This window comes from Mycobacterium sp. NGS56 (assembly GCF_059812425.1).
The window spans coordinates 586,741-603,291 of sequence record NZ_JCALCQ010000001.1 but is presented as its reverse complement, the minus strand read 5'-3'; the positions used below and the strand labels follow the sequence as shown (position 1 = coordinate 603,291).

The following is a 16,551-nucleotide window of genomic DNA, read 5'->3' as shown; positions in this document are numbered from 1 at the left end:
GGTGCCCGCTGCTCAGCTACGGCTGATGTCGCGGGCGGTCGCCAGGGCGGCCAGTTTCTGCGGGTTGCGCATCACATAGAAGTTGGTGATCTTGTCCTCGGCGATCTCCAGGGTGATCACGCCCTCGAGCTGTTCACCGAGGTAGAGCAACACCGCCGGGGCGCTGTTGCAGGTCACCATCTCCACCCGCATCGTGCCCAGGGCCGCGGCCCGGCGCATCAGGCCGGCGATCGCGCGGGCGACCTTTTCGGCACCGACCACCGGCCGCCGGGCGGCGCTCACCACGCCGCCGCTGTCGGCCGTCCAGGTCGCGTCCGGGGCAAGCATCGCCATCAGCGCTTGCACGTCTCCGCCGGCCGCCGTCGCCATGAACTGCGCCGTGATTTCGGCGTTGCGTTCCGGGTCGACCGAGTCGAATCGCTTGCGCCGGGCACGCACGTGTTCGCGAGCCCGGTGCGCCACCTGCCGTACGGTGGGCGCCGGCCTGCCCACCGCCTCGGCGATCTCGCCGTAGTCGAAGCCGAACACCTCGCGCAGTACGAACACGGCCCGCTCGTCGGGATTCAACGTCTCCAGCAACACCAGCATCGCCATCGAAATCGATTCCGCCAGAACGACGTCGGTCGAGGGATCCTGCTCGTCGAGCAACAGCGGCTCGGGCAGCCACGGCCCCACGTAATCCTCGCGCCGGCGGGCACCGGCCCGCAGCGAGTTCAGCGCCTGACGGGTGACCAGCTGGGCCAGATACGACTTGGTGTCACGCACCGTCGCCAAGTCGACCGCCGCCCACCGCAGATAACTGTCCTGCAAGACGTCGTCGGCCTCGGTCGCCGAGCCCAGCATCTCGTAGGCGATGGTGAACAGCAGTGGCCGCAGCAAGGTGAACCGTTCGGCGTGCTCGCTGCCGATCGGTGCTTGCGTCATCGCGCGGCGACCTCCTCGTCGGCCGGTGACTGCGCGGGCCGCTTACCGCCCTTGATCCAGCGGTACGAACCGGGCTTGGCGGCTTCCCGCCGGATCGACCACACCGTGCCTTTGCAGATCGCTTCTTTGATCGACGCCGCCGCCCGGCCGCCGAGGAACATGTTCACCGGCGTGTCGTCGGTGCGGGAGAACTGCACGGTGGCGTGGGTGCGGCCCAGGCTGATGCACTGGCCGACGAACGCCTGGCTCAGCGCCGCGGGAGCCTCGCCGGCGATACGGCTGAGCACGGTGTTGGCGGCCTGGGCACCCATCGGGCCGGCGGCCTGGCAGCTCATCCGCAACGGTTGACCCGACGGCGCGGCGGCATCACCCGCGGCGACGACCCGTTCGTCGTCGATGCTGGTGAGCGTCTCGTCGGTGAGCAGCCGGCCCATCGGGTCGGTGTGCAGTCCGCTGCGCGCGGCCAGATCCGGCACCGCGAATCCGGCCGTCCAGATGGTCGCCGCGCTGGGCAGCACCACGCCGTCGGTGAGCACCACCTCATTCCAGCGCACCTCGGCCACCGCCACGGACTCCAGCACGTTGACACGCAGGCCGCGCAACTGTTTGGCCACCGAACGCCGGCCCCGCTTGCTCAGCGACGGACCCAGCACCGGGCCGCAGACCAGCGTCACCGGGCGCCTGCTCTCAGCCAGTTCGGCGGCCGTCTCGATGCCGGTCAATCCGCCACCCACCACGGTGACGGGTGCGGGTAGCGGCAGATCGGTGAGCGCGTAGTGCAGTCGCTGCGCGCTTTCCAGGTCGGCGACCGAATGGGCGAATTCGGCGTAGCCGGGCACCGTCTCTGCGGGGGCGCCGGTGCTGCCCACGGCGTAGATCAGGTAGTCGTAGTCCAGCTCGGCGCCGGAGGCCAGCAAAACACGCCGGCCGGCGGCGTCGATGTGATCGACGCTGCCCACGACCAACTGGATCCCCTCGCCGAGCAGCGTCGCGTAATCGGCGGTCGCCGTGCCGGTGTCGGCAACCAACTGGTGCAAGCGGATTCGCTCGACGAAGACGGGTCGCGGGTTCACTACGGTGATGTCGACGTCCGGGTGCTGGCGCAGATGGTTGGCCGCCAGCGTTCCGGCGTATCCGGCGCCGACGACGACGACATGGGTTCTCCGGCGTGCCACCTCGGTCATGGCTGTCTCCTTCTCGTAAGGTCCTGTGCCCTTGAGACACCGCAGAGCCGCCGAGCGTGACAGGCAGGCGCGCAATTGTGACCCGTCTCACTGCGCGCCAGCGGGCGGCGCCGGCCGTTTCGCCGTCGAACGCCGCTGAGCTGCAGCGAAGCTATGCCGAAACGCGCATGATACGCTGCGCTACGCCAATCAAGGCCTGCCCCGGGCCGGATCACGCACCGCTGGAACGCGCGAAACATGGGGCCACTTGCACTCGCAACGCTGTGTATTGGGAGAAACAACCTTGACGACGACGATCGCTTCGCCTGGGCCAGGCGCCGCGCCGGTATCGGCGCAGGCGCGCAGCCCTCGGTCGTCGGACGCGATCTGACGTCGCCATGGTGTGCTCATTGCGGAAACGCGCGCTGGCCGCTGTCGTGTGCGCGGCGGTGGCGCTCAGCGGCTGCGGCGGAAAGAGCGACCCGGGACCGCTGTCGGCGATGGTCAGCCCGGCCATCCCGCCCACCGCGCAGGAGATACCCAACCCATTGCGCGGCCAGTATGAGGAAATGCTGAATCCGCTTTTCCCGCAGGGTAATTCAGCGCAACAGCGATACTCTGCCTGGCCCGCGTCGTACGACGCCAGCTTGCGTGTCTCGTGGCGGCAGTTGCAGCCCGTCGATCCGCGCACCTTGCCCCCGGACGCACCCGACGACCGCAGGTTCGATTTCAGCGCCATCGATGACGCACTGGCCAAACTCGGCAGCCGCAACATGCGCCTCATCCTGGGGGTGTACGTCTACAAGTCCTGCTGCAACGATTCCTACGCCGACAACACCAACATCGCGATTCCGGACTGGCTGCGCCCGTCGGCGGCCAGCTATCCCGCGCCGTCGACCGGTTCGGGCCCGGGCATCACCCAGGTGGTACCGAACTTCAACGACCCCGACTACCTCAATGGCGCCAGCCACCTTTTGGGCGCGCTCGGCCGCCGTTATGACGGCGACGAGCGGCTGTCCGTGTTCGAATTCTCCGGCTACGGTGACTTCGGCCAGAACCAGCTCGCGTATCTGCGCGATTCGCTAGGGGCTGCGGGTCCCACCCCCGACGACAGCACCGCAAAACTGGGCTATTACAGCCAGTTCCGCGACCAGAGCATCACCAAAGCCTCCATCGCCCAGCTGGTCGCGGCCAACGTCAACGCCTTCGGCCACACCCAACTGGTAGTTGCTCCGCAGAATCCGGAGATCGTCCGCCAGCTGTTCGCCGACGACGTCACCAAGAAGTTGGCCGCGCCGGTGGGCATCCGCACGGACTGCCTCGGGGTGCAGGCGCCGTTGCCGGAGTGGGCCGAGGCCAACGACTCCCAATACGTCCGGTCCAACGACGCTGTCGTCAATGCGATCAGGCAGCGGCTGATGACGGCGCTGGTGATCAGCCAGTGGTGCCGATTGCCCAGGGGTGCCGATGCGCGGTCGTACTACGAGAAGGGGCTGCACGATGTCATCCGGTATCACGTGTCGATGACGTCGAGCGCCGATTTCCCGGACCGCGATGCGACGTCCGCGATGGACCCCAAGCTGTTTGAGTTGTGGAGCCAGGCCAATACCTCTGCCGGCTACCGGTATTCGGTCGAGGCAAAGCCCGGATCGCAATCGATGCAGGGGAAGGTGGCGACGATCTCGGTCGAGTGGACCAACTACGGCTCGGCGGCGGCCACCGAGCACTGGGTGCCCGGCTACAAACTGGTGGATTTCTCGGGTGCGGTGGTTCGCAGCCTGCCCGCGGCGGTCAATCTCAAGACGCTGGTCCACGATGAATCCAGCCAGTCTCGCGAGGAGCCGGTTGCGGAGTCGGCCGCCGAGTCGGTGCACGTGGACGTGACGGGCCTGGCGCCGGGCCACTACACGGTGCGAGCCTCGGTCGAATGGCAACAGCACATACCGGGCGCCTCGCACGTCGTGAACTACGCGCCGATGGCCCTGGCGCGAGACGGCCGCGATGGCTCCGGGTTGTATCCGATTGCCACACTTGATATCCCGAGCGACCCGACCAGCGCATAGTGAGGATCCGAAGTCCTCACGTGAATCCAAACAAATTGTGGCGCAGCTAATTCACTCGCCGCTCATTGTTCGTTCTGCTCATTCGTGTCGGAAACCGCCTGGTAGCGCGGGAATACGCCCGCGGGAGCGGGCAGCGCCGTGCCCGGTGTCAGCCGGGTGCCGACGACGGCAAACGCTCGTTGGTCCTGCGACTGTCCGAGCAGATCGAGCAGCTTGCCCGCCGATTCGGGCATGACGGGCTGAACCAGCAGCGCGGCGATGCGGACCACCTCGCAGGTGACGTATAAGACGGTGCGGAAACGTTCCTGGTCGGCCTCGGATTCGCTCTTGCGCAAGACCCACGGCTGCTGCGCCGAGAAATACTTGTTGGCGTCCCCGAGCATCAGCCAGATCGCTTCCAGCCCAAGGTGCATCGCCTGGGAGTCGAAGCTGGCCCGTACCCGGTCCAGCAAGCCGTCGGCCGTCGCGAGCAACTCGGAGTCGGCGGCAATCAGCTCACCAGGTTGGGGAACGACCCCATCGAGGTTCTTGGCGATCATCGACAACGACCGCTGGGCCAGGTTGCCCAACTCGTTGGCCAGATCGGAGTTGACCCGGGTGACGATGGCGTCTTCGCTGAAGCTGCCGTCCTGCCCGAACGGAACTTCCCGCAACAGGAAATAGCGCACCTGATCCACGCCGAACGTGTCGACCAGATTTATCGGATCGACGACATTGCCCACCGATTTGCTCATCTTCTCGCCGCGGTTGAGCAGGAACCCGTGCGCGAAAACCCTTCGCGGCAGCTCGATTCCGGCCGACATCAAAAAAGCCGGCCAGTACACGGTGTGGAATCGGATGATGTCCTTGCCGATCATGTGTAGGTCGGCCGGCCAATAGCGCCGGAACGATTCGGATTCGGTGTCGGGGTAACCAACTCCGGTCAGGTAATTGGTCAGCGCGTCGACCCAGACGTACATCACGTGGTCGGGATGCTCGGGCACCTGTACGCCCCAGTCGAACGACGTGCGCGAGATGGACAGATCGCGCAGGCCGCCCGAGACGAAGCTGACCACCTCGTTGCGTCGCACGTCGGGCGCGATGAAGTCCGGGTTGGCCTCGTAGTGGGCCAACAGTTTGTCGGTATACGCCGAGAGCCGGAAGAAGTAAGTCTGCTCCTCGGTCCATGTCAGCGGGGCGCCGGTCTCCACGGCAAGCCGGGTGCCGTCATCGAGGAGTTTGGTCTCGGATTCGACGAAGAACCGTTCGTCGCGCACCGAGTACCAGCCCGAGTAGACGTCCAAATAGATGTCTCCGGCCGCCGACATCTTGCGCCAGATCTCCTTGGACGCCTCGTGGTGGTCGGGATCGGTGGTGCGGATGAACCGGTCGAAGGAGATGTTCAACCGCTCCTGCAGCCGCTGGAACACATCGGAGTTGCGCCGGGCCAGCTCGGCGGTCGGAATGCCCTCGGCCGCCGCCGTTTCAACCATCTTGAGGCCGTGTTCGTCGGTGCCGGTCAGAAACCGGACATCGAACCCGTCGAGCCGCTTGAACCGGGCGATCGCGTCGGTGGCGATGTACTCGTACGCGTGTCCGATGTGCGGCTCGCCGTTCGGGTAGGTGATCGCGGTGGTGACGTAATAGGGCCTCATCGCCCTCAACCTTATTTGTGGGCACCTTATTGTGTGCGCGTGAGTTCCAAACGTCAGCCGCCTCCTGCCCCCGTGCCGTTGAGCCCACTCGTCGATGCGCACACCCATCTGGATGCGTGTGGCGCGACCGACGCCGAGGACGTGAACGCCATCGTGGACCGCGCTGCGGCTGTCGGGGTGATCGCGGTCGTCACGATCGCCGACGACCTCGATTCGGCGCGCTGGGTAACGCACGCCGCGGAGTGGGACCCGCGCGTCTACGCCGCGGTGGCATTGCACCCGACCCGTGCCGACGCGCTCGACGACGCCGCCCGCGCCGAGATCGAGCGACTGGTGGGCCATCCCAGGGTGGTGGCCGTCGGCGAAACCGGGCTGGACTTGTACTGGCCCGGCCGGCTGGACGGCTGCGCGGAGCCGGCCGTGCAACGAGAGGCGTTCGCCTGGCACATCGATTTGGCGAAGCGGTCCGGCAAGCCTCTGATGATCCACAACCGGGACGCCGACGCAGAAGTGCTCGATGTGCTGGCCGCCGAGGGCGCCCCGGAGTCCGTGATCTTTCACTGCTTTTCCTCAGACGCCGCCATGGCCCGCCGCTGCGTGGACGCCGGGTGGGTGCTGAGCCTGTCCGGTACCGCGAGCTTCCGCAACGCGCACGCCCTGCGCGAAGCCATCCCGTTGATACCGCCGGCGCAGCTGCTGGTGGAGACCGACGCGCCATTTCTGACGCCGCATCCATATCGGGGGACGGCGAATGAGCCCTATTGCCTTCCTTATACTGTTCGGGCGATCGCCGAACTGGTGGGTCGTCGCCCGGAAGAGCTGGCCGAGATAACGACGGGCAACGCTGCGCGGGTGTATGGATTGGTCACAGTGTGAGGTGAACGACCAGGCGATTCTCTCTAGATCGCTGCGTCGGAGTTGCCCAACCTTGACCGGTTCGTTACCGTCTTGTGATCGAACGACTGGGCCTGCGGGCCCTTAATTTTGTGACCTTGCTGCTGAATGAGTGGGTTGTTGAGGGTTGGGTAGCGCGCGTTGAGTGTATTGACAAAACTGCATCAGAATCCTTCGCCGATGTTGCGTCTCGTTGTCGGAGGGCTGCTGGTAGTCCTGGCATTCGCGGGCGGATACGCGGTCTCGGTGTGCAAGACGGTGACATTGACCGTCGACGGGGTCGCCATGCAGGTGACGACCATGAAGTCGCGGGTGATCGACGTCGTCGCAGAGAACGGTTTCTCCATCGACGAACGCGACGACCTGTACCCCGCCGGTGATGTCGCGGTGCACGACGCCGGCAAGATCGTGTTACGACGCAGCCGCCCGCTGCAGATCTCGTTGGACGGCCATGACACCAAGCAGGTGTGGACCACCGCGTCCACTGTCGATGAGGCGCTGGCCCAGCTGGCGATGACCGACACCGCACCTGCCGCGGCTAATCGCGGCAGCCGCGTCCCGCTGGCCGGCATGGCGCTGCCGGTTGTCAGCGCCAAGACGGTCCGCATCAACGACGCCGGCGCGATCCGCAACGTGCACCTGGCGGCACCGAATGTCGCCGGCCTGTTGAGTGCCGCCGGCGCACCGCTGCTCGACAGCGACCAGGTGATGCCGCCCGCGAACACGCCGATCGCCGACGGGATGGAAGTCCAGGTGACCCGCAACCGGATCCAGCAGGTCACCGAGCGAATCCCGCTGCCCCCCAACGCCCGTCGCATCGAAGATCCGGACATGAACATGAGCCGCCAGGTCGTCGAGGATCCCGGCAGCCCGGGCACCCAAGACGTCACCTTCTCGGTGGCCAGCGTCAACGGCGTCGAGACCGGTCGGCTGCCGATCGCCAACACGGTGATCACGCCGGCCCGCGACTCGGTGGTCCGCATCGGCACCAAACCCGGCACCGAGGTGCCTCCGGTCAGTGACGGCTCGATCTGGGACGCGATCGCGAGCTGCGAGGCCGGCGGAAACTGGGCGATCAACACCGGAAACGGGTACTACGGCGGTGTGCAGTTCGATCAGGGCACGTGGGAGCGAAACGGAGGATTGCGGTTCGCCTCCCGCGCCGACCTCGCCACGCGCGAGGAGCAGATCACCGTCGCCGAGGTGACCCGAGAGCGCCAGGGTTGGGGCGCGTGGCCAGTGTGCAGCGGAAGAGCTGGTGCACGCTGACCATCCGGCTGCTCGGGCGTACCGAGATCAGGCGGCTGGCCAAAGACCTTGAATTTCGGCCACGGAAATCCCTCGGCCAAAACTTCGTCCACGACGCCAATACGGTGCGCCGGATAGTCTCGACCTCCGGGGTGAGCCGCTCTGACCACGTCCTGGAAGTCGGACCCGGACTGGGGTCGCTGACCCTGGCACTGCTGGACCGGGGCCCGGCGGTCACCGCCGTCGAAATCGATCCGGTGCTGGCCGAGCGGCTGGCCCAAACCGTCGCCGAGCACTCGGGAAGCGAAAGCCAGCGCCTGACGGTCATCAACCGCGACGTCTTGACCCTCCGCCGCGGCGAGCTGGATGTCCAGCCGACAGCAGTCGTCGCCAACCTGCCGTACAACGTCGCCGTTCCGGCGCTGTTGCATCTGCTTGCCGAGTTTCCGTCCATTCACACGGTGACGGTCATGGTGCAGGCCGAGGTCGCCGAGCGGCTGGCCGCCCAGCCGGGCGGCAAGGAATACGGGGTGCCCAGCGTCAAGGTGCGCTTCTTCGGTCGGGTTCGCCGGTGCGGCATGGTGCCGCCGACCGTCTTCTGGCCTATTCCTCGCGTCTACTCCGGGTTGGTCCGCATCGACCGGTACGCGACCTCGCCGTGGCCCACCGAGGAAGCCTTCCGCCGTCACGTGTTCGAACTGGTCGACATCGCGTTCGGGCAGCGCCGCAAGACATGTCGCAACGCGTTCGTGGCCTGGGCCGGCTCGGGCAACGAGTCGGCGGATCGGTTGCTGGCCGCCAGTATCGACCCTGCCCGCCGCGGTGAGACGCTCTCCATTGACGACTTCGTGCGGTTGTGGCAGCGGTCCGCCGATCGGCCCCACAGCACCGCAGCGACGACCGCGCGGGCCGCCCAGCAGGGGGCGTCTGCCGGCTGACGGCGGGACCCAGGGCGCCGTTGCGTGTGATCGGTCGGCAGCAGCGATAGTCTGCTGCGGTGTCAGCGTCTGATGGCAACACCGCCGCGCAGTGGGTTCCCACCGGATCGGTCACCGTCCGAGTGCCCGGAAAAGTCAACCTCTACCTGGCGGTGGGTGACCGTCGCGAGGACGGCTATCACGAGCTGGACACGATCTTCCAGGCCGTCTCGCTGCTCGACGAGGTGACGGTCCGCAATGCCGATGTGCTCTCGCTCGAGATCGTCGGCGAGGGCGCCGAGACGCTGCCCACCGACGAACGCAACCTCGCCTGGCAGGCTGCCGAGCTGATGGCCGAACACGTCGGCCGGGCGCCGGATGTGTCGATCATGATCGACAAAACCATTCCGGTCGCCGGCGGCATGGCCGGTGGCAGCGCCGACGCGGCGGCCGTGCTGGTCGCGATGAACTCGCTGTGGGAACTCAACGTGCCCCGCCGGGATCTGCGCATGCTGGCCGCCCGGTTGGGCAGTGATGTGCCGTTCGCGCTGCACGGCGGAACCGCGCTGGGCACCGGCCGCGGCGAGGAGTTGGCGACGGTGTTGTCCCGCAACACTTTTCACTGGGTGTTGGCGTTCGCCGACAGTGAGCTGCTGACGCCGGCCGTCTTCGCCGAACTGGACCGGTTGCGGGAGGCGGGGGATCCGCCGCGGCTGCCCGCTCCGGGGCCGGTGCTGGCCGCACTGGCCGCCGGTGACGCGGAGCAGTTGGCGCCGCTATTGGGCAACGAGATGCAGGCTGCCGCGGTGAGCCTGCACCCCGCCCTGCGGCGGACCTTGCGCGCCGGTGTCCAGGCCGGGGCGCTGGCCGGCATCGTGTCCGGTTCGGGCCCGACGTGTGCCTTCCTGTGCTCATCGGCGGCGGCCGCGGTCGACATCGGCACCGAGGTGTCCGGGGCGGGTGTCTGCCGCACCGTGCGGGTCGCCAGTGGGCCGGTGGTGGGCGCGCGGGTGGTCCCGTCACCCACCGAGGTGTGAATTTTTTCCCAACGTGTGCGGTGGTTTGGCGCTTCCCTAAGAGGAGTTTAAGATGAGGCGCGGTGACGGGAAGCGTTGAGCAGGATCACATAGTTCCATCGCCTGCCGGGCGTTCCGGTGGGCGATCATCGAATCGGGCCCGCAAAGGTCTTGCGGGTCCGTTTCACGCTCATCGAGCGGCCGAACGCGGCCGGCCTGTGGCGGATGCGGAAGCATCATCGATCCGAGACCTAACCGCCGCCCAACTGTGTTGGCGTGCTTGCGGCGCAGCGCTGCCCAGCGGGCGGACCATGAAATCCGGGGCGTTGGGGCGAGGGCTGGAACCGAGGAGGATTTTGTGAGCAGGTTTACCGAGAAGATGTACCGCAATGCCCGGTCGGCAACGACGGGCATGGTCACCGGTGAACCCCACGAACCGGTCCGTCACACCTGGGGCGAGGTTCACGAGCGGGCGCGCCGTATCGCGGGTGGCCTGGCTGCCGCGGGCATCGGGCCCGGCGACGCGGTCGGTGTGCTCGCCGGTTATCCGGTGGAGATCGCGCCGACGGCGCAGGGCCTGTGGATTCGCGGGGCGAGCCTCACCATGCTGCACCAGCCCACGCCACGCACAGACCTCGCCGTGTGGGCTGACGACACCATGAACGTCATCGGCATGATCGAGGCGAAGGCCGTCGTCGTCTCGGAGCCCTTCCTGGTGGCGATCCCGGTCCTCGAGGAGAAGGGCATCCATGTCCTCACCGTCACCGACCTGCTCGCGGCGGAACCGATCGATCCCGTCGAGGTCGGCGAGGATGCGCTCGCCCTGATGCAGCTGACGTCCGGGTCTACCGGATCTCCCAAGGCGGTCCAGATCACCCACCGCAACATCTACTCCAACGCGGAGGCGATGTTCATCGGCGCCCAGTACGACGTCGACAAGGACGTCATGGTCAGTTGGCTGCCCTGCTTCCACGACATGGGCATGGTCGGATTCCTCACCATCCCCATGTATTTCGGTGCCGAACTAGTCAAGGTCACCCCGATGGACTTCCTGCGGGACACGCTGCTGTGGGCCAAGCTCATCGACAAGTACAAGGGCACCATGACCGCGGCACCCAACTTCGCCTACGCGCTGCTGGCCAAGCGGTTGCGTCGTAACGCCAAGCCCGGCGACTTCGACCTGTCCACCCTGCGGTTCGCGCTGTCCGGAGCCGAGCCCGTCGAACCCGCCGACGTCGAGGACCTGCTCGACGCGGGCAAGCCGTTCGGCCTGCGGCCGTCGGCGATCCTGCCGGCCTACGGCATGGCCGAGACCACGCTGGCCGTGTCGTTCTCGGAGTGCAACGCCGGCCTGGTGGTCGACGAGGTCGACGCCGACCTGCTGGCCGCCCTGCGCCGCGCCGTCCCCGCCACCAAGGGCAACACCCGCCGGCTGGCCACGCTGGGCCCCCTGCTCAAGGACCTCGAGGCCCGCATCGTCGACGAGAACGGCGAGGTGATGCCCGCGCGCGGCGTCGGTGTCATCGAGCTGCGCGGCGAGTCGCTGACGCCCGGCTACCTGACCATGGGCGGCTTCATCTCCGCCCAGGACGAGCACGGCTGGTATGACACGGGTGACCTCGGCTACCTCACCGAGGAGGGCCACGTGGTGGTGTGCGGCCGCGTGAAGGACGTCATCATCATGGCGGGCCGCAACATCTACCCGACCGACATCGAGCGCGCCGCCTGCCGCGTCGAGGGCGTGCGGCCAGGGTGTGCGGTCGCGGTGCGCCTGGACGCCGGCCATTCCCGCGAGACGTTCGCCGTGGCCGTGGAATCCAACGCCTACCAAGACCAGGCCGAGGTGCGTCGCATCGAGCATCGGGTCGCGCGTGAAGTGGTGGCCGAGGTCGACGTCCGGCCACGCAACGTGGTGGTGCTCGGTCCCGGGACCATCCCGAAGACGCCGTCGGGCAAGCTGCGCCGATCCACGTCCCTCGACCTGGTGACCTAGTCAGGCATCCTCGCTACCAGGCGTGGACGCGGTTCTGTGCGGTCTCTAGCCCCAGTTCGATCAGCAGTTCGGTTGCATCCGCAGCCTGCTCACAGATGGTGGGAACTTCGGCGCGCTCGAGGGCGCTGAAGCTTTCCAGCACAAACACCGCCGGATCCTTGCGTCCCGGAGGGCGGCCGATTCCGATCCGGACTCGCTGGAAGTCCTTGCTGCCCAAGGCATTCCCTACCGAACGCAGACCGTTGTGGCCGCCTTCGCCGCCGCCGATCTTGAGCCGGATACGGCCGAAGTCCAAGTCGAGATCGTCGTGGATGACGATGACGTCGCCCGGTGCCACCGAGTAGAACTTCGCCAAAGGGCCTACCTGACGCCCGGATTCGTTCATGTAGCAGCGTGGCTTTGCCACGATCACCGAGTGCCCGGCGAGGCGGCCGCTGACCATCTCGGCACCGGAACGCTTGTGCGCCTTGAACTTCGAACCCATCCGCGCGGCGAGCAGGTCGGCGACCATGAACCCGATGTTGTGTCGGGTCCGGGCGTAGTTGTCTCCGGGATTGCCCAGGCCGACCACCAGCAACGGCTCGGCCACTTCGTGATCCGCCTACTCGGACTCGGCTTCGGCGGCCTCTTCTCCGCCGGCCTCCGCCTCTTCTTCGCCTTCGGGCGCCGCGGCTTCCTCGGTGACCTCGCCGGCGCCCTCTTCGGCGAGTTCCTCGGCCGTCGGCGCGGTGACCACGTTGACCACCAGCGTTTCCGGGTCGGAGATCAGGTTCACACCCTTAGGCAGGGTGATCTGTCCGGCGGAGAACTGGGTACCGGGTTCGGCACCCTCAATCGACACCGTCAACTGCTCGGGAATCGACATGGCGTCGGCCTCGATCTCGATGGCGCTGGCGTCTTGGGTCACCAGGGTGCCGGACACGGCCTCGCCTTCGATGACGACACGGACCTCGACGACGACCTTCTCGCCGCGACGCACGACCAGCAGGTCGGCGTGCTGAATGGTGCGGCGAATGGGGTGGATGTCCAGTGACTTGGTCAGCGCCAGTTGCTCCTTGCCCTCGATGTCGAGGGTGAGCACCGCGTTGGTGCCCGCGTGCCGCAGCACCGCGGCGAAGTCATGGCCGGGCAGCTCCAAGTGCTGCGGGTCGGCGCCGTGGCCGTAGAGCACGGCCGGGATCTTGCCGTCGCGGCGGGCTCGCCGGGACGCGCCCTTGCCGGTCTCGGCGCGGACCGCAACCTTCAACTGGTTGACTGATTGCTTAGCCATTTGTCGCTCCTGTGTGCTCGCCTGTCTTCGGGGCACGGCCGGGTCGCGACGATTCGTCGGTCTCCGTCGATAACGGTGCTGGCCAGCCAGCCACCCTCGCCGTGACGCCCGGTCAGGTTAGCGCATCTGCACCTCAGAGGGGAAATTCCGGATCGGTAGCGAACGGGCGTCACTTCTGTCACTCGGCACTTCTGTTACTCGGCGAGGACGGTGTTGCGAGTGCCCGCCTTCGAGCGACAAATCGGCACCGGGCGGCCAGCCCCGTTGTCGCTCAAAGGCGGGCAAAACGTCCACCGCCTCCTCCGGAAACTGGCGTGGCGTTTGTGACTGGCGTGATCAGAGGGGGAAGTGGGTCTTGGTGAGCTGCTCGGACAGCGACCACAGCGCCGCCGCGGTGGCGCTGTCTCGGGCACGCCGGCTGCGCGCAACCGGCTGGGTGCGGCCGACCTGACCGAATCGCGGGCCGACAAAGGTGTCGCCGGGCACATCCGCGGACGCCGCGTACAGGGTTTGCCGCGCACCAAAATCTGCGTCGGTGGCGACCACCGACGTCACGGCCGACATCATCGCGTCACCCAGCTTGCGGCCCGAGGCGCCCTGCAGGTTGGTGTGCGAGTAGCCAGGGTGGGCGGCGAGGGCACGCAGCGGGGAACCGGCAGCGGTGAGGCGGCGCTGCAGCTCGCTGGTGAACAGCAGGTTGGCGAGCTTGGATTGGCTATAGGCCAGCCACGGCGAGTAGCGACGGTTCTGCCAGTTCAGGTCGTCGAGGTCGATGCGTCCGGCCCAGTGCGCCATCGACGACACCGTCACCACCCGATCGGTCAGCTTGGGCAGCAGCAGGTTGGTCAGCGCGAAGTGACCGAGATGATTGGTGCCAACCTGGGTTTCGAAGCCGTCGACCGTCAGCGCGAAGGGGGCCGCCATGATGCCGGCGTTGTTGATCAGCACGTCGGCCCTGCTGACCCCGTCGGCGAATCGGCGCACCGACGACAGGTCCTGCAGGTCGAGCTCACGCACCTCGACCTGACCGGCCATCCGACGGGCTGCGGTCTCGCCCTTGCGGATGTTGCGGACGGCCATGACGATCGTGGCCCCTCGTCGGGCCAGCTCACGGGCGGTCACGGCGCCCAACCCGCTGTTGGCGCCGGTGATGATGACGGTGCGTTCGGCGAACGACGGCAGATCTGCGGCGGTCCAGCCAGTCATGGCAGACAACACTAATCGTGCGGCGCGTACCGCCTAGTGGTGACGTCCGCTGCCGGTCTTTTACGGGCTGGTTCGGCGGGGATAGGGACGTGGCTCAGTCGGCACGGCCGGTGAGATTGCCGTGAGGGCTGTGACGGGATCGCCTATCACGACCATGACGGCAATCTCGGTGAGATCAGAGCAGCGCCGCGATAGCACCAATCACTTTGCCGCGACGACGAATCCGTGAATGATCGTGTTGATGTCGGTTGACTGCGCGGCCGCCTGATCAGCCAGGCCGGTGATGGTCAGCTGCACCAGATAACGCTGGCGCGCGGGCGGTGATCCGGTGGGGATGACGATGCGGTTCCAGCTGTGCAACCGCATGCCGTCGATGTCGTAGCTGCCCTGGATCATCGACGACGGAAAGCCGTTGTAGGGCGCGCCCGAGGCGTCCAGCTGTTTGAAGTTCTCGAACAGTTGCGCATCGTCGTTGCCGTGCTTGATGACTTGCGCCGGGTCGAAGTCACCGTTGAGCTTGAACACCACCAGCCGTGCCGTCGGGAATTTGCCGCCCTGGGAGATGATCAGGGTTTGCGGGTTGATGTTCGGGCTGGTGAACCGCGACCAGCCCGCAGGTGTCGGTATCGAGACCGTCAGGTCGGGCAGCGATCCCGGTTCCACCGGTTGTCCGGTCACTCCGATGCTTTGCAGATACTGCGACAGCGGAACCGGCTTCTCCGTCGCCTTGGTTGTCGTGGTCGCAGAGGTCGTCGACAGGATCGATTGGTAATCAGGCGGTTTCGGAGCGCATCCGGCGGCGAAGAAAGCCACCGCAACCAACGCGGCCACGAGGCGGCCGGGCCGATTCACAGAATCTCGCGGACCGCGTCGATCGGACGGGCCAGCCGCGTGCCCTTAGCTGTGATGACGAAGGGTCGTTCGATGAGGATGGGATGTTCGATCATTGCGTCGAGCAGCTGATCATCACTCGCATCGGCGAGATTCAGCTCCTCGTAAAGCGACTCGCGCTTGCGGATCGCGGTGCGCACGTCGATGCCCGCGTCGCGGATCATTTTCACCAGCTCGGCGCGCGACGGCGGGGTCTTCAAGTATTCGACGATGGTGGGTTCGAACCCGTTGTCGCGCAGCAGGTCCAGCGTCTTGCGCGAGGTGCTGCAGCGTGGGTTGTGAAAGATAACGGCGTCGTGTGGCTCCGCAGCCATCTAGGCGTCTCCGTCGAAGAGCCCGGTGACCGAACCGTTTTCGAATACGGCGCGGATGGTGCTGGCCAGCAGCGGCGCGATGGAGAGGACCGTCAGCTGGGGGAATCGCTTCTCCTCGCCGATCGGCAGGGTGTTGGTCACGATGACTTCCCGCGCGCCGCAGGCGGCCAGCCGCTCGGCCGCCGGATCGGATAGCACACCGTGGGTGGCCGCGATGATCACGTCGCCGGCGCCCTCATCGCGCAGCAGCTTCACCGCACCGGCGATGGTGCCGCCGGTGTCGATCATGTCGTCGATCAGCACGCAGGTGCGCCCGGCCACCTCACCGACGACGCGGTTGGACACCACCTGGTTGGGCACCCGCGGGTCGCGGGTCTTGTGAATGAAGGCCAGCGGGACGCCGCCGAGCGCGTCGGCCCATTTCTCGGCGATGCGCACGCGCCCGGAGTCGGGCGAGACGACCACCATGTTGCCGTCCGGGTAGTTGTCGCGGATGTAGCCGGTCAGCAGGTTCTGCCCGCGCATGTGATCGACGGGCCCATCGAAAAAGCCCTGGATCTGGTCCGTGTGCAGGTCGACGGTGACGATCCGGTCGGCGCCGGCGGTCTTGAGCAGGTCGGCGACCAGCCGGGCCGAGATCGGCTCGCGGCCACGGTGCTTCTTGTCCTGCCGGGCGTACGGGTAGAACGGCATGACCGCGGTGATTCGCTTGGCGCTGCCCCGCTTGAGGGCGTCGATCATGATCAGCTGTTCCATCAGCCAGTTGTTGACCGGGTCGGGGGCGGACTGCAGCACGAAGGCGTCACATCCGCGCACCGATTCGTGGAACCGCACGAAGATCTCGCCGTTGGCGAATTCCCGCGCCGTTTGCGCGGTGACGTGGACGTCGAGCTCTTTGGCCACCTGCTCGGCCAGCTCCGGATGCGCGCGACCGGAGAAGAGCATCAAGTTTTTGCGGTTATCGGTCCAGTCGTGGCTCAACGCACTGCCCTCGCCATATCGGGGTGGGGGATGGAAG

15 protein-coding genes are annotated in these 16,551 nt (G+C 66.8%); 6 read left to right on the top strand and 9 right to left on the bottom strand.

The annotated features are described in order from the left end of the window. Positions 1 to 12: 12 nt before the first annotated feature. Positions 13 to 924 carry an RNA polymerase sigma-70 factor gene (locus AC5Y4F_RS02805; protein ID WP_067930013.1) on the bottom strand — a complete coding sequence of 304 codons (912 nt, stop codon included), beginning with the start codon at positions 922 to 924 and terminating at the stop codon, positions 13 to 15. After that, positions 921 to 2,108, bottom strand: coding sequence for an NAD(P)/FAD-dependent oxidoreductase (locus AC5Y4F_RS02800; protein WP_067930011.1), 1,188 nt, complete (start codon positions 2,106 to 2,108; stop codon positions 921 to 923). The genes AC5Y4F_RS02805 and AC5Y4F_RS02800 overlap by 4 nt, the downstream gene beginning before the upstream one ends. A gap of 377 nt (positions 2,109 to 2,485) precedes the next feature. Here AC5Y4F_RS02800 and AC5Y4F_RS02795 point away from each other — a divergent pair, with 377 nt between their 5' ends. Further along, positions 2,486 to 4,150 carry a hypothetical protein gene (locus AC5Y4F_RS02795; protein ID WP_067930009.1) on the top strand — a complete coding sequence of 555 codons (1,665 nt, stop codon included), beginning with the start codon at positions 2,486 to 2,488 and terminating at the stop codon, positions 4,148 to 4,150. A 62-nt stretch (positions 4,151 to 4,212) separates the two neighbouring features. Here AC5Y4F_RS02795 and metG read toward each other — a convergent pair whose 3' ends face one another. Beyond that, positions 4,213 to 5,784, bottom strand: coding sequence for a methionine--tRNA ligase (gene metG, locus AC5Y4F_RS02790; protein ID WP_067930007.1), 1,572 nt, complete (start codon positions 5,782 to 5,784; stop codon positions 4,213 to 4,215). A gap of 33 nt (positions 5,785 to 5,817) precedes the next feature. Here metG and AC5Y4F_RS02785 point away from each other — a divergent pair, with 33 nt between their 5' ends. From AC5Y4F_RS02785 to AC5Y4F_RS02765, 5 genes are all read left to right on the top strand, one after another. Beyond that, the gene (locus tag AC5Y4F_RS02785) at positions 5,818 to 6,660 is read left to right on the top strand and encodes a TatD family hydrolase (protein WP_067930005.1); all 843 of its coding nucleotides are present in this window, start codon (positions 5,818 to 5,820) and stop codon (positions 6,658 to 6,660) included. A 159-nt stretch (positions 6,661 to 6,819) separates the two neighbouring features. Beyond that, positions 6,820 to 7,947, top strand: coding sequence for a resuscitation-promoting factor (locus AC5Y4F_RS02780; protein ID WP_197520441.1), 1,128 nt, complete (start codon positions 6,820 to 6,822; stop codon positions 7,945 to 7,947). Continuing rightward, the gene (rsmA, locus tag AC5Y4F_RS02775; protein ID WP_499995029.1) at positions 7,911 to 8,864 is read left to right on the top strand and encodes a 16S rRNA (adenine(1518)-N(6)/adenine(1519)-N(6))-dimethyltransferase RsmA; all 954 of its coding nucleotides are present in this window, start codon (positions 7,911 to 7,913) and stop codon (positions 8,862 to 8,864) included. Before AC5Y4F_RS02780 ends, rsmA begins: the two co-directional genes overlap by 37 nt. A gap of 59 nt (positions 8,865 to 8,923) precedes the next feature. Further along, positions 8,924 to 9,880 (top strand): 4-(cytidine 5'-diphospho)-2-C-methyl-D-erythritol kinase, encoded by a 957-nt coding sequence (locus AC5Y4F_RS02770; RefSeq protein WP_067929997.1) that lies wholly within the window; start codon positions 8,924 to 8,926, stop codon positions 9,878 to 9,880. 337 nt (positions 9,881 to 10,217) lie between these two features. Next, complete coding sequence (locus tag AC5Y4F_RS02765; protein WP_067929996.1) at positions 10,218 to 11,852, top strand: fatty acyl-AMP ligase; 1,635 nt, start codon at positions 10,218 to 10,220, stop codon at positions 11,850 to 11,852. Positions 11,853 to 11,865: 13 nt separating this feature from the next. Here AC5Y4F_RS02765 and pth read toward each other — a convergent pair whose 3' ends face one another. From pth to AC5Y4F_RS02735, 6 genes are all read right to left on the bottom strand, one after another. Continuing rightward, positions 11,866 to 12,441 carry an aminoacyl-tRNA hydrolase gene (gene pth / locus AC5Y4F_RS02760; protein ID WP_067929994.1) on the bottom strand — a complete coding sequence of 192 codons (576 nt, stop codon included), beginning with the start codon at positions 12,439 to 12,441 and terminating at the stop codon, positions 11,866 to 11,868. Positions 12,442 to 12,453: 12 nt separating this feature from the next. Further along, complete coding sequence (locus AC5Y4F_RS02755) at positions 12,454 to 13,122, bottom strand: 50S ribosomal protein L25/general stress protein Ctc (protein WP_067929992.1); 669 nt, start codon at positions 13,120 to 13,122, stop codon at positions 12,454 to 12,456. 336 nt (positions 13,123 to 13,458) lie between these two features. Continuing rightward, on the bottom strand, positions 13,459 to 14,328 hold the full coding sequence (locus AC5Y4F_RS02750) for an oxidoreductase (RefSeq protein ID WP_067929990.1): 870 nt from the start codon (positions 14,326 to 14,328) through the stop codon (positions 13,459 to 13,461). A 201-nt stretch (positions 14,329 to 14,529) separates the two neighbouring features. After that, positions 14,530 to 15,159, bottom strand: coding sequence for an LpqN/LpqT family lipoprotein (locus AC5Y4F_RS02745; RefSeq protein WP_369829662.1), 630 nt, complete (start codon positions 15,157 to 15,159; stop codon positions 14,530 to 14,532). 17 nt (positions 15,160 to 15,176) lie between these two features. Next, on the bottom strand, positions 15,177 to 15,533 hold the full coding sequence (gene arsC, locus AC5Y4F_RS02740; RefSeq protein WP_499995026.1) for an arsenate reductase (glutaredoxin): 357 nt from the start codon (positions 15,531 to 15,533) through the stop codon (positions 15,177 to 15,179). Continuing rightward, positions 15,534 to 16,514, bottom strand: coding sequence for a ribose-phosphate diphosphokinase (locus AC5Y4F_RS02735; RefSeq protein ID WP_064878996.1), 981 nt, complete (start codon positions 16,512 to 16,514; stop codon positions 15,534 to 15,536). Between the last annotated feature and the right edge of the window lie 37 nt (positions 16,515 to 16,551).

What these genes read in the sequence shown, in the direction of transcription:
- arsC (WP_499995026.1), bottom strand. Translation starts at nt 15,533, where the DNA reads ATGGCTGCGGAGCCACACGACGCCGTTATCTTTCACAACCCACGCTGC.
- AC5Y4F_RS02800 (WP_067930011.1), bottom strand. Translation starts at nt 2,108, where the DNA reads ATGACCGAGGTGGCACGCCGGAGAACCCATGTCGTCGTCGTCGGCGCC.
- AC5Y4F_RS02755 (WP_067929992.1), bottom strand. Translation starts at nt 13,122, where the DNA reads ATGGCTAAGCAATCAGTCAACCAGTTGAAGGTTGCGGTCCGCGCCGAG.
- AC5Y4F_RS02805 (WP_067930013.1), bottom strand. Translation starts at nt 924, where the DNA reads ATGACGCAAGCACCGATCGGCAGCGAGCACGCCGAACGGTTCACCTTG.
- metG (WP_067930007.1), bottom strand. Translation starts at nt 5,784, where the DNA reads ATGAGGCCCTATTACGTCACCACCGCGATCACCTACCCGAACGGCGAG.
- AC5Y4F_RS02795 (WP_067930009.1), top strand. Translation starts at nt 2,486, where the DNA reads ATGGTGTGCTCATTGCGGAAACGCGCGCTGGCCGCTGTCGTGTGCGCG.
- AC5Y4F_RS02750 (WP_067929990.1), bottom strand. Translation starts at nt 14,328, where the DNA reads ATGACTGGCTGGACCGCCGCAGATCTGCCGTCGTTCGCCGAACGCACC.